The sequence below is a fragment of the Lederbergia galactosidilytica genome (assembly GCF_017873565.1).
Lineage (GTDB): Bacteria > Bacillota > Bacilli > Bacillales > Bacillaceae_C > Lederbergia > Lederbergia galactosidilytica.
In genome coordinates, this window is the sequence record NZ_JAGGKH010000011.1 from 91,446 (window position 1) to 105,450 (window position 14,005).

The following is a 14,005-nucleotide window of genomic DNA, read 5'->3' on the forward strand; positions in this document are numbered from 1 at the left end:
AAAGCATATAATTGCTAGAGATAAGATGAGTATAACACCCTCAACGGCTCATCTATTGTTTTTAACCTTAAGTTGATGTATTTTGCAAGCAAAAAGTTTAGAAGAATGCAGCGAGAAGTTTAGAACTTTGCCAGCCCTTATGTTCTTAGTAATTAGCTATTCGATAAAGCGTGTTTCACACGGTAACTGTCACCAGTAAAACTTAAAATATGAGCGTGATGTATGACTCGATCCACCAAGGCAGCGGTTAGGCGTGCGTCTACAAATATTTTATTCCACTGACTAAATTCTAGATTTGACGTAATAATAAGGCTTTTCTGTTCATACCAGTCGGAAATCAACTGAAATAGTAACTCAGCCCCATCCTTACTAAATGGCACATATCCCATTTCATCAAGAATGATCATATCAACTTTATTAAATCGATTACGTAGAGCTTGATATCGACCTTCCACCCACGACTTTTCCAATAACTCTATTAAATCAGCTACTCTGTAGAAACGGACCTCATATCCGTTTCTACAAGCTTTTCGACCTAATGCTGTTGCTAGATGCGACTTTCCTGTTCCTGGTGCCCCTGATAAAATTACATTCTCTTTTCTCTTGATAAAGGAAAGGGATTCAAGGCCATCTCTGTCGAGATTTGATGGGAAGTGAATATGGTCGCCCCATTGATAATCCTGTAATTCCTTTTCATTCATAAACTTCGCTTTTTTAATTAAACGTTCTCCTTTTGCGATTTCCCTTAACTCTATTTCTTGTTGTAATAAATCCATCAAATATTGTTCCGGATTCTCGAAAGGAACCTTCTCATACAGGTCTGCAACATATGCTAAACGGAGTAATTTACATTTCTCCCTAATCACATCAGACACGTTAAACACCTGCCTTCACAGTAGGCTGGAGGGAATCATAAATACTCCAATCCACATCGTAAGGATGGTTCGTAGAATCATCTGAACTTGAATCAAATTGATTTTCATTTGGTAGTAACTCATAGAATTTTTCATCTATTTCTTGCATATCATGATTTACTATCAAGCTCAATAACCACTCTACACGCTCTTTTCTTAATTTCATTGATTCGATATTCAAGTAATAAGCAATTCTGCCAGGTAGGTATGGGAAATAGCGAGAATATACAATGGATCGCGGCTTCTGTTTCCAGTTTTTTAGGATGGATTGCCACGGAATTTCCCTGGTTTGATTCATATACTGTCTAGGACCCGTGGAAAGTATCTCTCCGTTATGTGAGACAACCTTGTAGTGATCCCAATATAAAATCATAGTAACTTACCGTAATGATAACTTTTAGGGACATGGACCAATACTCCATCAATTCTTACTTCACCATATTTATTAGCGGTTACCATAGACTGTTTAAATACCGGATAATCAGACTCAGGTAAAGCTAACCCATATTTCTTTTCTTCTTCAAACAAATCTGCAATAACGATATCCTTCTTATAATGAAGTCGTTGATGATCTTTTTTACATTGATCAAATAATAAAGCACGTAAGTGCGTTATATCTCTGATGACAGGGGAAGGAGTGAAGAAATTATAACGAACATATCCTACTTTGTTTTCCACATGTCCTTTTTCATTTCCTTTTCTCGCATTACAGGCTTGCGCCTCAAACCCATAATGGTTCGCGAAACGTAGAAATTCTTCATTGAAAACAGTTTCCTGACCACGCCCCCGTGCCTTTACTACTGCTGCCGAAAGGTTATCCAGGCGAAGGTTTCTTGGAACAAACCCCGTTTGATTAAAAAGCATTTTAAGACCTTCTAAAAAGCACTCCTGATTTTCTGCAGGCAAAGGAACTGCAAACCCTGCGTTACTATATGGAAAACTCATAACTAATGCATGGATGTCTTTTGCTTTCCCATCTTCAATTGCTTCGGTAATGCCAAAGTCAATTTGAGCTTCGGCAGGAGGATGGGTCAATCTCTCATATTCCTCTTTCATTTCATCCGATTCGTCTAACACTTTTTCTTTCCATTCTTTCTTAATGAAATCACAAACGGTTCGATAAGAACCAGGAAATCCTAATTTCTGTAATCCTTCAAAGATATTTTTGTTGTTCCTTCTGGCTTTCTTTTTTAGCGCATAATCTTCGACAAGCCAGTCCATTACAATTTCTCCCCATTCTTCTTCATACATCATTCCTTTTTTCTCGATGATCTTTTCAGTAGGTAGTTGATCGCCATCTGCGTACTTTTTAACAGTTACCCAACTAAAACCAGTTCGCTTTGAAATTTCATTGATTGATAGGGATTTTATATTCCTTAATTTTTTGATATGATTGATTTCAGGCATTGCTAGCATCCTTTCACTCTCCCACCATTAGTTGATTCGACACCAATAACGGTAGGGTATTTTGAGAGGGCTGGCAAGCCTTTTATTTTTGTGCAACCTTCTAACATTTTGGTTGCAATTCTCTTAACTTTTATTTTGCACTAAACAGTTGAAGAGTAATCTCGGTAGATTTATTCTATAGCCCCTTCCTCCCAATACCCTACAAGAAATAGTATTGGAGCAAATTACTTTTTAAGTGAGCTCCAAAATACAATGCCTAAACGGAAATCCGATGTATGCGATTGGGGACTTTACTATGTTAAAAAATTATCTTCCGTACAACAATGCTGAGGTTAAAGATAAGCTACAGCCGCAAAAAAAACCGATTCCTCATAAGGAACCGGCAGATTTATTCGAAATATTGATTAAGAGTGGAGAATACATTTTCACCAATAATGATTTTACCATATTCAATCAAACGATGAACCGTTATGTGACTTTCCTGTCCATATTCAAGAAGTATACTTAGTGCATTGTCTATTTTTATTTCATCATATAATTCTTCTGGGAAATGAACATGTAAATAATAGACATTTTCCCATGAAAACAACTGTGTTTGAATTTGTTCATCTAAGTTCTTATTTTTTGAAAGGGATAGGAGATCTTCAAAATCCTTGAATTCAAAGATGAATTCATATTCATTTTTTGATTTTCCATAATGATTCACTTGAAAATTTTGATCGAGCAAATCTTCAATCGCATGATCAACCGGTATCTCACTATGTTTCTCATCAGGAATCGGAAGTTCTAATTTTTGTCCATCTTTAGACAATTGGGCTTTTGTGACGATTACTTCAAGCCCTTTATCAAGAGCTTGGATCTGGATCCAAAGCGGCCCTTCATTAAGAAATTCATCTTCTTCATGAATTTCTTCCATCATCTCCCAAAATAATTCTTCACTTCGTTCCCGATTGTACCAAATTTCTTCACGGTCAAAGCCACGTTCTTCTATATCCATATAAGAGATATACAACTTGACTGTGTTTTCATTGATGCGTTCAATCTCCAAAATCAACACTCCCTTCTATAATAGTTGGTGAAGGGATCACGATCCCGTATCGGAGATTCTTAACCTCAGAAAGAATGAGTGTATATTATTCTCCATGTACTTCTATTTTATGATAAGTAGCTGATAAATGGAAACAAAAGCTATCTTAAAGTTTAAAATCCTCTAATGCCTATACTTTACCCCATATTTTGCTTATTTTATCTAACATATGAGAGAAAATCAAGGTAATTTTCGAAATTTTACCCAGCATATGACTTGATGAATAACTTCTTTATGATTAGATTGTGAATTTATAAGTATGAAAAAAGGCCAGCCCATTATTCGAAACACGATAATAGGTTTAGCCTTTTCAAACAATACATGTATTAATAAGATTAATTAACCATTTTTTGCGCTTCACGAAGCTGATAAGTTCGAACCTTACGAGGCAGGAAGCGTCTGATTTCATCTTCATTGTATCCAACCTGTAATCGTTTCTCATCCAAAATAATGGGACGTCTTAAAAGCCCAGGATTTTTTTGAATCAATTCAAATAATTGTTGTAGGGGCAATGATTCTAAATCAACATTTAACTTTTGGAAAATCTTTGATCTAGTTGAAATAATTTCATCTGTCCCATCCTCTGTCATTCGTAAAATTTCTTTTATTTCATCTAATGTAAGAGGATCTGAAAAAATATTTCTCTCATTGTAAGAAATATTTTGCTGTTCAAGCCAATTTCTTGCTTTTCTGCATGATGTGCAGCTAGGTGAAGTGTACAACGTTACCATAATAGAACCACACTCCTGATTAGAATTAAAATTCTTGCTTCATCTATTGAATGAATTACTACATATTGTGACCAGTTATATGTAAGTAACTTTTATTGTTTTATTCATAAATAAAACAACCTTACATATGTATTATACACCAAACTTAGCATAATGAATAGGTTCTTTTGAGCATTTTCCTATCTGTTACATAAAAAACACATAGCTGTTACAATTTGTTCCTATATTCATTCATTACCCCTTATAGATTTATTTTAAACAAGAATTTCCCTTTTACTATTCCCAAAATCAACTACTTCATACTGCATGTGAAAATATTTTCACTAATAATACCAAGTTCATTTAAGAAAACTAATTTATGGAGACCAAGAATATTGGGCTCCATAAATTATGAAGTAAAATGGGCTTCTACTTCTTGCCAACTTTATAATTGACATTTTCTGTATAAGTATTCGCTGCATTCCATAATAAAAATTCGTTAATCCCTTCATCATAAAGCCCTCTTATTTGGTCCTCCACTTGCTTTTTACCGTAAACTTGGTAATTACCCGATCCTAAATAAGAAGCAGTGAAATCTTGAAGCCATGGGCGCGAGATAGGGGCGTTTTCAAGTTCCCCAAGTTTTGCATTTTCAACTTTTGCATACTCTTTAACAAGTTTATAAGGTTCTAAATCTGGCTTGGCTATCCCAAAATAAGAAGTCCAATGACTTGGATAAATCATCGAAGAAATAACATCTACGTTTTCAGATATCTTATTAAAGTTTTGGCCAATTCCTGGTGCCTCAGGAAGTGTAGCCGTATAACCAAATATATCCACTGATACTTTTACATTATATGGTGCCAATTTTTCTTTTGCATAGGCCACAAAATCTGTTACTGCATGAACCCTTTTCTGGATATTATCTCCATCCATATCGGCATATTCGCCCATACTATATGTTAACGATTCATCTCTATTTTCAAATCCTTCTGGGAAACGAACATAATCAAATTGAATTTCTTGGAATCCTAATTTTGCTGCTTCAATTGCAATATTAACATTATAATCCCAAACCTCTTTCATAAAGGGGTTAACAAAAGATTCTTTCCTTCCATTTGCCCATACCTCGTTTCCATCTTTAAAAGATAGCTCAGGCTTAGCTTTTGAAAGTTTGGAATCTTTGAACACTACAATTCTGGCGATTGGATAAATTTGTTTTTCCTCTAATGTATCCATCATTTTTTGGGGATCTTTTATATAATCTTGAGAGATGTTTGCATACGGAGAATCCTTTGGCAATTTATATGTAATATCTCCCCAATCGTCTTTTATGTCAATTACCATTGCGTTAAGATCCGTTGAATCAACCATATCAACCAACTGGTCAAAACGGGTTCCTCCAGCTGTATGACCAGTAACATAAATACCCCTCACAGCATCTGGATATTTAAAATCTCTCCCCGAATCATATACAAAGCGCGGCATTACATTTGGAAGTGTTTTACCAGCCACTGACAATTCTCTTACCTTTAAAGGCTGCATTGATAATTGCGTTTCAGCGGCCACTGTTATGGAAGCCATGCAAAATAATACAGCCATGATTGCCACAATCATTGAACCCTTTTTCCAATTCACTAAAAATCTCTCCCTTAAAAAAATGTCTATATTTATATTTTCTTGGTTATTTATGTCCTTTTTCATTCTAACAATATTTTTACCTTAATTAAATAACTTTTCCTATTTCATCCATTTTCTGCTCTAGTTTGGTTCTTTGTACCTTGCTTGATTGTGCCTCTATGAGCAGGTATAATGAGGTAATAATGATTATTATGGTTCCTTTATACCTCTATTGGTTTAAGGTAAAACATTTTTTTAATTTGGAGAATCAGTTCCCCTTATTATGAAGGGGCTAGTTGCTTAAGGAGGATTTCTAGATGAAAACAATTTTCTCGGGTATTCAACCGAGTGGCGTCATTACTCTTGGTAATTATATTGGCGCAATTAGACAATTTATTGAGCTTCAAGAAGATTATGATTGTTATTTTTGTGTAGTAGACCAACATGCCATTACAGTTCCTCAAGATCGATTAAAATTAAGAAAAAATATTCGATCTCTGGCTGCCTTATATATCGCTGCTGGTTTAGATCCTCAAAAAGCTACTCTATTTGTACAATCCGAAGTACCTGCTCACGCTCAAGCGGCTTGGATGTTACAATGTATATCCTATATTGGTGAATTAGAGAGAATGACTCAATTCAAAGATAAATCTGATGGTAAAGATGCTGTCTCAGCTGGTCTACTAACGTATCCCCCTTTAATGGCTGCTGATATTTTATTATATGGCGCAGATTTAGTACCTGTTGGGGAAGATCAAAAACAACATTTAGAGCTAACTAGAGATTTAGCTGAGCGATTTAACAACCGTTATAATGACATATTTACCATTCCAGAAGTAAGAATCCCGAAAGTTGGGGCACGCGTTATGTCCCTACAAGATCCTACTAAAAAGATGAGTAAATCAGATGAAAATCAACGTGCATTTATTACCATGTTAGATGAACCAAAGCAAATTGAAAAGAAAATTAAAAGTGCTGTTACTGATTCTGAGGGAATCGTTCAATTTGATCAAACAAATAAACCAGGTGTATCCAATTTACTTTCTATTTATTCGATTCTTGGAAATAAAAGTATAAAAGAACTTGAAGAAATGTATGTTGGAAAAGGATATGGAGATTTTAAAACCGACTTAGCCGAGGTTGTATTAAATTATATTACTCCTATTCAAGAGCGTTTCTATCAATTAGTGGATTCAAAAGAGTTAGATGATATTTTAGATGAAGGTGCAGTGAAAGCTGCAGCAAAAGCAAATAAAATGGTTAAAAAAATGGAAAATGCAATGGGCTTAGGCAGAAAAAGAAGGTAATATTTTTTAAATTATAAGGCGCTGTTCTATGAAACATACTTTATGATTTAAGTTCTTCATATGTTCACTTTTTAGTAAGACCTCATAGACAGTCGCCTGATTTTATTTACCTATTCATGTGATAATGAACTTACAATTTGCCTAAAAAAATCCAATATTCGTTCACCCTTTAAGCTTAACCTATTGTAAAGGTCAAAATAACCTGATCCAATGAAAGAAGTTCCTTTGCTTTCATTGGTTCAGGTTATTTGCTTATTGCCCCTTATCAGCTGTCAAACTTATTTCATTTTCGTTCTGAGCTTCAAACCTACAAGATATGAGTTAGCACAGCGTTACGACGTCAGCAGAGCAGTACTAGAACGGTGTGTTTTGGTCTGTCCAAATTATGTAGCATAACGACTTCACCGCTGCTTTGCCTTTCTTTGTCCTGTTCAAGCACCTAGCGACTAGCAAATTTGCGATCACCCTCCTACGATAAGTCAACATCGGCTCGTCCATTGCTTGTTTCCTTAATAACTAAGTAGCCTTTATATTTACATATCGCTGAACAGATGCTATTGCCTTTCCTTTTTTAATTTACTTTTGAATCAGATTCCATTTCCCAGAGCTTTTCAAAAAATGGTTGTCCCTTAATCATATTTTCACATAGCTTAAGATGTTTGCTAGACCAACCAATTTTTGTTTCTTCATATAGGCACTCCCAAACCTCCTCAAACAACATGCTTTGGATCTCATGATATCGATGTGGGGCCCACTCAGTGTACCAATATCTTATTTCCGAGGTGTTTTTTGAGGCATAAAGCTGGTCAAGAGCCATAAACATAAGATGCTTTAATTGTCGCTCTTTTCTTGTCAAACCATACATTAGCTTAGGGTCTGGTGCTAAGATATGATGTTCCTTCCTCTCTTCATTTTCTCTCCACTTATACTGTACTTTTTTTGTTTGTGCAGTCATTTCATAAACAAGTTGTTCTTGACGAGGTATAAGTCTGCTTTTTCTGAGTGGAATATTATAACCAACAGTATCGACAGCAATAATCCCCTTACCATCAGTCACAACAAAGCAATTTTCTAATTGTACTCGTTCATGATTTTTTCTTAAATATGCTTTTTTGTAAACATCGTTCATTAATTGTTGTGGAAGTTCCGCCATATTGTTTTCTATATAATGAAAGAGAGTGGTATCTACTAGCAACAAAGGCACTTGATCTAAAAGCTCGATCACGTCTTCCCCTCTCCTCCATTCATGAAAATGGCAAACATTATACCCGTTCTCTTCCCCCTCGAACCAATTCACCCATACATCATGAAGATATAGCATTTTAATCCCTCACTTCATTACTATTTGTCAATCAGTATAGGCAGGTGGGAGTAAATTTATTCCTTTGGAAATGAATCATCCATTTTTCTAACCGTATTGAGGAAGGCGGATGTTATCAAGAAAACACCTAAAGGTAGTAAATAACTTTCTGGACGTTTTACCACAAAGCTTATATAATCAATCCAGCTATTACCCATAGTCATCAAATTTAAATAGCCAATTAAACTAACTCCACCTGACACAGCTAGACAAAATCCCGTTAGAAATAGTATGACTCGAAATATCATTAATTGGCACTTCCCATTTATTTTTTACATCATATATATAAAGGCAAACTCACTATCTTTAGAGCCTTTATAGATTATGCCGGGGGTAAGATTTAAAGTAATTCATAGAATTAAATGCTAATACTATTTGCGAACTTGTCCCAATTTATATATATGCAATTAAAAAGGTGGTATGCCTAAGAAGATAGAAAAGTGTTGTTTTCTAGCAACTGATCAGAGGGTATCGAAAATGTTTCATTCATAGTGATTTTATTATTTCGTATATATCCTCTAGCCATTTCATAACCAATTGCATATCCCATCATATTAGGGATTCCCTTTCTCCCTCCGAATAATAAGTAATCATGCTTAGGATCATTCCGCTTAATATGAAATGCTGGTGAATAGAATTTTTCCAGCATTCCTTTTAATTTGTCTTCTGAAAAAATCTCAGTCCAAAATGCAGTATATTTTTTTCCACAACTATTTAATACTGCTGTTTCAGCCAATCCCTCAAACAAAACTGAATCTAGTAAAGTATATTCATTTGTCTGCTTTTTATATTTTGTCATTCTTGCTGCATGATGATACTCATGAACAAACAATGATTCTATTTGTTCATCACTTAACCCAGTGGAAATAAATAGAAAAATAGTATCCGAAAAGGATAAGCCCGCACGTCCTTGTAGTTGCCTCATAAAAAATTGATTCTCTTGATTAATTGGAAATAAGTAAATATTTACAGTAGGTCCTCCCCATTTTTTCTTGTATTTTTGATAAATTATCTCTACGCGGTCCCAAACCTTTTCTTGTTTAAGCTGGTTAAATAAGTGTAAGCTTCTTGACGATGGCTGATACATTCCAAATCTTAATAAGTAATGATAAAAATCATGTTCATCTTTAATTTCAGGCCTCGCTAACTTAACCATCTTCCATGGTTGTTCAAAATGTTTCTCACCCCATTGATCTGTCTCCATTACCCCAATGTTTACTCCCCCTTTAAATCCAACTCAACAATACTACCGTACTCATTATATGTTATTAAATTTGATAATAAGGGTGAATAAAAAAGCGACCCTAAGGGGGTCGCTTCAGACTGTAGACAAACACCATGAATTTTGGTGTTTGTCTACAGTCTTTTTTCTTTTAGAATAGAGATAAAGCTAGAAAGGTTGATTTCCGCTGCGAGCGGACGCTTTCCACGGGCACGGCTTCAGCCGCTTCCCTCGCTGCGCTCAGTCCAGGGTCTTCAGCTCGCGCTGTTCCCGCTGGAGTCGCCGCTCTCCGCTCCAATCAACGGTGTTTCCTATTAACTGAATGAGGTGATGGATATGGTGACGAAAAATCAAATTAATGAACGCGAACAGCTGGAAATGCTGACAATAGAGCAGTTGGTTCCTCAAGACCATCTGGTGCGCAAACTGGATGCGGCTATTGATTTCTCCTTTATCTATCCATTAGTGATCAGCCAATGCACAGAGAGTAAGAATCACCAAAAGATGATTCAACGTTAGATCTGGCAAGATTACTTGGATGTAGTTGAGGACTTGCGTCACAATCATGAAATCAAAGAATTAGACGGGTAGCGTAAAGAGACGATTGAGCGTGTCTTTGCCGATGCAAAAGAAAAGCATGCGATGGACAACCCTTAGGGGGCTTAAAAAAATGTCCATGCAGGCGATGCTGACTTTTGCTGCCTTACATCTTAAGAAGCTGGCCAGCTGGACATGGAAAACGCCAACCATGGCGTAATAGAAACCATAAGGAAAGCATTTATGGTCTTTTTCATAGAATGATCCTGTATGAATAGCAAAAGGGTTGGAAATCATTTTGATTTCCAACCCTTTTGTCTACAGTCTGAAGCGACCCTAAGGGGTCGGTCGCTAATTTATTCGTATTTTTTAAAGGCTAGAGTAGCATTATGTCCGCCAAAACCGAGAGAATTACTAATAGCAGCCGTAATTTCAGCTCTCCGAGATTCATTTGGTACATAATCTAAATCACAATCAGGATCAGGTGTTTCATAATTTATTGTTGGTGGGAGAATCCCTTCTTTAATCGCCATTACTGTGAAAATAGCCTCTACCCCACCTGCCGCTCCTAAGAGATGACCGGTCATTGATTTAGTTGAGCTAATCGCTAATTGACGAGCATGATCACCAAAAACCGTCTTTACAGCCATCGTTTCATACTTATCATTATAAGCAGTACTTGTCCCATGGGCATTAATATACTGTACATCCTCTGGTCTTAGTCCACCATCTTGAATCGCCATTTGCATAGCTCTTGCTCCACCTTCACCACCAGGTGCAGGTGCAGTAATATGATAGGCATCACCAGTTGATCCATAGCCTACAACTTCTGCATAAATTTTCGCGCCGCGTTTCAGAGCTTGTTCTAACTCTTCTAGGATCACAATTCCAGCACCTTCTCCAATGACAAAACCATCACGATTTAAATCAAATGGTCTACTTGCTGTGTTTGGATCAGGGTTTGTCGTTAAGGCCGTATTTGCGCAAAACCCAGCATATGACATCTGAGTTATTGGTGCTTCTGCACCACCAGCAATCATTGCATCGGCATCCCCTCTTTGAATCACCTTAAATGCATCACCAATAGAGTTTGTTCCTGTGGCACAAGCGGTTACTGTGCATGAATTAACTCCTTTTGCACCAAGATATATGGATACTTGTCCAGTCGCCATATCGGGAATCATCATCGGTACAAAAAATGGACTCACACGTCGATAGCCTCTTTTTTGGAATGTTTCAAACTGTTTTTCGAATGTTTCCATTCCTCCAATACCAGACCCGATCCAAACTCCTACTCGATCAGCATTTGTTTCATCAATCTTTAATTGGGCATCTTCTACTGCCATCATGGCTGACGCTAATGCGTAATGAGTGAATCGATCCATTTTACGTGCTTCTTTTCTTTCGATATATTTTTCTATATCGAAATCCTTTATTTCTGCAGCTACTTTCGCAGAAAACTGCTCTGGATCCAGTCTTGTTAATGAACCTACACCAGATTGTCCAGCAATAACATTTTCCCATGCTGTTTTTGCATCGTTTCCTACAGGAGAAACAGCACCTATTCCAGTTACTACAACTCTTCTTTTCACTTTTTCCAGCTCCTTTAATATAAAAAGAAGTAATTTCTTATTTTATTTAAATTCAACTTATTAACACTTGTATATTCCATTTGTAAAGCGCTAGCGATTAGCCATTTTACGACTGTTTCCTACGATAAGTCAACATCTACTCGCTTTTCAGCTTATGATGTTTCCTTTATCTTAGGCCAATAAGACGTTGGCGAGGACGACTTGTCTTTAATCGTTCATCCTCATTAAATAATTCGTGCGTCACTGTACAGGCGCCTTCGCTCTCCTTACTACTTTCCCCATTTCATGGCGATAGCACCCCAAGTGAGCCCACCACCAAAGCCAACCATGACGACGATATCACCATCTTTAATTTTTCCAGATCTTAATTCGTCATACAAAGATAATGGAATAGAAGCAGAAGAGGTATTGCCATATTTATGAATGGTTTTTGACATCTTTTCTTCTGGTAATTCTAAGCGTTCCCTAGATGATTCCATAATGCGAATATTGGCTTGATGAGGAATTAAGAAATCAACATCATCTTTCGTAAGTCCTGCTTTTTCGATCACATTGACAGAGGCATCTCCCATTTTACGGACTGCGAACTTAAAAACTTCTCGCCCATTCATCATGATATATTGATCTTGATACAAATATTTTCCACCAGATCCATCAGAACCTAGTTCGAATGAGAGAATTCCCTTATCGGCTGAGACAGGGCCTAAAACCACTGCACCTGCACCATCACCAAATAATACAGCCGTATTCCGGTCATTCCAATCTGTAATTTTTGATAACTTCTCCGCACCTACTACTAATATATTTTTATATGCACCTGTTTCAATAAATTGCTTAGCTGTAATCATACCATACATGAATCCTGCACATGCAGCGCTTAGGTCCATCGCCGCTGCGTTTTTACATCCTAGTCTGTCCTGTAGAATACAGGATACAGTCGGAAAGGGTTGATCTGGTGTTACCGTTGCGACCATAACCAAATCAATCTCTTCTGGTGTTACCCCCGCATCATCCAAAGCTTCTTTTGCAGCTTCATATGCCATATCAGAAGTGTTCATATCATCTGAAGCGATCCTTCTCTCTTCGATCCCTGTACGAGTACGGATCCATTCATCAGACGTATCCACCATTTGCTCTAAATCTCTATTTGTTAAGACTTTTTCAGGAACATATTTACCAATTCCAATTACTCCAGCACCCATGCTGTGACCCCTCTTTCTAAAATCGACATTATTATCATATATTAGGACTTGGTACTAAGTATAGCATTATACATTTTTCTTGTAAATTGCCTTAATTTTTTGTGGGATTTTCTTATTCTTGCCTGCCTTTCCTATAGCCTCCTAGCTATTCGAGCTTTACCTAACTATAATTTTTCGTCATTTACACAGGTTTCCCTCTTTTTTGACTAAAATTAACTATTATAAAATAGAAGCAAAAAATAAATAGTCTATTAATTCTCCTTTAAGACATCTCGATTAACAACTATCTATATTAATTTTCTCTCCCAAATGATAAATCACAGTTGCGATTTCTTCTCTCTCAGTATTTTTGATCCATTCATAATGATCGTTAAGTCGAAAATAAATACCTTCACTTTTCATCGGGAGATGATATTCTAACACTTCTCCACCCATTTTCATTCTCTCTTCCTTTAGTTTCTCAATTGCTTGTGAAAATGTCGAATAGGAACGCTGCATACTGTATGGTTGAATGAGTACCAAAGGTGTTTGAATTGGAGTAAAACTTTGATCCTTTAAAATAGAAATTAGTAAGTCATGTGCTTTCGTTTCCTCACGCGTATAAAAATCCACTAATGGAATAATGACCAATGAACTCTTTTCTTCATAAATATTTTCAGCCTTTTCTAAATCGGTATAATTTAAATGAGCATTTCTTCCGATATATAGCCAATTTTCCTTCTGTTCATTCGTTTGCCATTGAATGAAATCCTTCGCAAACACTAGGTAATCATCTTCCAATAACTCTTCACAAATCTTAAAACCAAATTGTTGTCGAGCCCCTAAAACAATGGCAGATTTCATTTTCTTCATCCCCTTGTTTTTTAATGTTATTATTAGACTATGCATCTGTTTCCTTTTTTTATCCTTACAAGAATAATCCAGCAAATTAAAGTAAGAACGAGCCTTCTCAGGCAACTTTCACTTTATAATTTTTAATTCATATGATATGATTACAGTATTCAGTAATCATTAGACTTTTTTAATAAAATAGATATTTTCGGAGGA

The 14,005-nt window shown here is 36.2% G+C and carries 13 protein-coding genes and 1 pseudogene; 2 read left to right on the top strand and 12 right to left on the bottom strand.

Translation table 11 applies throughout. The features are described 5' to 3' along the window. Positions 1-152 precede the first annotated feature (152 nt). From istB to J2Z23_RS12885, 6 genes are all read right to left on the bottom strand, one after another. Positions 153-875, bottom strand: coding sequence for an IS21-like element helper ATPase IstB (gene istB / locus J2Z23_RS12865; RefSeq protein WP_057982249.1), 723 nt, complete (start codon positions 873-875; stop codon positions 153-155). 1 nt (position 876) lies between these two features. After that, positions 877-1,212, bottom strand: coding sequence for a hypothetical protein (locus J2Z23_RS22310; protein ID WP_238482754.1), 336 nt, complete (start codon positions 1,210-1,212; stop codon positions 877-879). Positions 1,213-1,283: 71 nt separating this feature from the next. Continuing rightward, positions 1,284-2,330, bottom strand: a complete 1,047-nt coding sequence (gene istA, locus J2Z23_RS12870) for an IS21 family transposase (protein ID WP_238456210.1) — start codon at positions 2,328-2,330, stop codon at positions 1,284-1,286. 379 nt (positions 2,331-2,709) lie between these two features. Then, complete coding sequence (gene mecA / locus J2Z23_RS12875; RefSeq protein ID WP_057982247.1) at positions 2,710-3,369, bottom strand: adaptor protein MecA; 660 nt, start codon at positions 3,367-3,369, stop codon at positions 2,710-2,712. Between the two features lie 374 nt (positions 3,370-3,743). Beyond that, positions 3,744-4,139, bottom strand: coding sequence for a transcriptional regulator SpxA (gene spxA / locus J2Z23_RS12880; RefSeq protein WP_057995636.1), 396 nt, complete (start codon positions 4,137-4,139; stop codon positions 3,744-3,746). A gap of 408 nt (positions 4,140-4,547) precedes the next feature. Then, on the bottom strand, positions 4,548-5,735 hold the full coding sequence (locus J2Z23_RS12885; RefSeq protein WP_209974186.1) for a putative glycoside hydrolase: 1,188 nt from the start codon (positions 5,733-5,735) through the stop codon (positions 4,548-4,550). A gap of 320 nt (positions 5,736-6,055) precedes the next feature. Here J2Z23_RS12885 and trpS point away from each other — a divergent pair, with 320 nt between their 5' ends. Further along, on the top strand, positions 6,056-7,045 hold the full coding sequence (trpS, locus tag J2Z23_RS12890) for a tryptophan--tRNA ligase (RefSeq protein WP_057982243.1): 990 nt from the start codon (positions 6,056-6,058) through the stop codon (positions 7,043-7,045). Between the two features lie 571 nt (positions 7,046-7,616). Here the strand turns inward: trpS and J2Z23_RS12895 are convergent. From J2Z23_RS12895 to J2Z23_RS12905, 3 genes are all read right to left on the bottom strand, one after another. Further along, positions 7,617-8,366, bottom strand: a complete 750-nt coding sequence (locus J2Z23_RS12895; protein ID WP_057982241.1) for a YjbA family protein — start codon at positions 8,364-8,366, stop codon at positions 7,617-7,619. A 56-nt stretch (positions 8,367-8,422) separates the two neighbouring features. Continuing rightward, positions 8,423-8,653 carry a YuzI family membrane protein gene (locus J2Z23_RS12900; protein WP_057982238.1) on the bottom strand — a complete coding sequence of 77 codons (231 nt, stop codon included), beginning with the start codon at positions 8,651-8,653 and terminating at the stop codon, positions 8,423-8,425. A gap of 176 nt (positions 8,654-8,829) precedes the next feature. Further along, on the bottom strand, positions 8,830-9,609 hold the full coding sequence (locus J2Z23_RS12905; RefSeq protein WP_057982235.1) for a DUF2268 domain-containing putative Zn-dependent protease: 780 nt from the start codon (positions 9,607-9,609) through the stop codon (positions 8,830-8,832). A gap of 486 nt (positions 9,610-10,095) precedes the next feature. Here J2Z23_RS12905 and J2Z23_RS12910 point away from each other — a divergent pair. Next, positions 10,096-10,384, top strand: a pseudogene (locus tag J2Z23_RS12910) (transposase); the annotation flags it as partial. A gap of 136 nt (positions 10,385-10,520) precedes the next feature. On the opposite strand, the gene fabF reads toward J2Z23_RS12910, so the two are convergent. The 3 genes from fabF to J2Z23_RS12925 all read right to left on the bottom strand — a co-directional run bounded on the left by fabF (position 10,521) and on the right by J2Z23_RS12925 (position 13,801). Further along, a complete protein-coding gene (gene fabF, locus J2Z23_RS12915; RefSeq protein WP_057982954.1) occupies positions 10,521-11,756 on the bottom strand; it encodes a beta-ketoacyl-ACP synthase II in 1,236 nt (411 codons plus the stop codon). Between the two features lie 269 nt (positions 11,757-12,025). Continuing rightward, a complete protein-coding gene (locus J2Z23_RS12920; RefSeq protein WP_057982956.1) occupies positions 12,026-12,958 on the bottom strand; it encodes a beta-ketoacyl-ACP synthase III in 933 nt (310 codons plus the stop codon). A 276-nt stretch (positions 12,959-13,234) separates the two neighbouring features. Next, positions 13,235-13,801, bottom strand: coding sequence for a hypothetical protein (locus J2Z23_RS12925; RefSeq protein ID WP_057982959.1), 567 nt, complete (start codon positions 13,799-13,801; stop codon positions 13,235-13,237). Positions 13,802-14,005: the final 204 nt, after the last annotated feature.

Coding starts and splice junctions, on each gene's coding strand:
- J2Z23_RS12895 (WP_057982241.1), bottom strand. CDS start 8,366: ATGCTATATCTTCATGATGTATGGGTGAATTGGTTCGAGGGGGAAGAG.
- trpS (WP_057982243.1), top strand. CDS start 6,056: ATGAAAACAATTTTCTCGGGTATTCAACCGAGTGGCGTCATTACTCTT.
- J2Z23_RS12920 (WP_057982956.1), bottom strand. CDS start 12,958: ATGGGTGCTGGAGTAATTGGAATTGGTAAATATGTTCCTGAAAAAGTC.
- J2Z23_RS12925 (WP_057982959.1), bottom strand. CDS start 13,801: ATGAAATCTGCCATTGTTTTAGGGGCTCGACAACAATTTGGTTTTAAG.
- J2Z23_RS12900 (WP_057982238.1), bottom strand. CDS start 8,653: ATGATATTTCGAGTCATACTATTTCTAACGGGATTTTGTCTAGCTGTG.
- J2Z23_RS12885 (WP_209974186.1), bottom strand. CDS start 5,735: ATGATTGTGGCAATCATGGCTGTATTATTTTGCATGGCTTCCATAACA.
- J2Z23_RS12905 (WP_057982235.1), bottom strand. CDS start 9,609: ATGGAGACAGATCAATGGGGTGAGAAACATTTTGAACAACCATGGAAG.
- J2Z23_RS22310 (WP_238482754.1), bottom strand. CDS start 1,212: ATGAATCAAACCAGGGAAATTCCGTGGCAATCCATCCTAAAAAACTGG.
- spxA (WP_057995636.1), bottom strand. CDS start 4,139: ATGGTAACGTTGTACACTTCACCTAGCTGCACATCATGCAGAAAAGCA.
- istA (WP_238456210.1), bottom strand. CDS start 2,330: ATGCTAGCAATGCCTGAAATCAATCATATCAAAAAATTAAGGAATATA.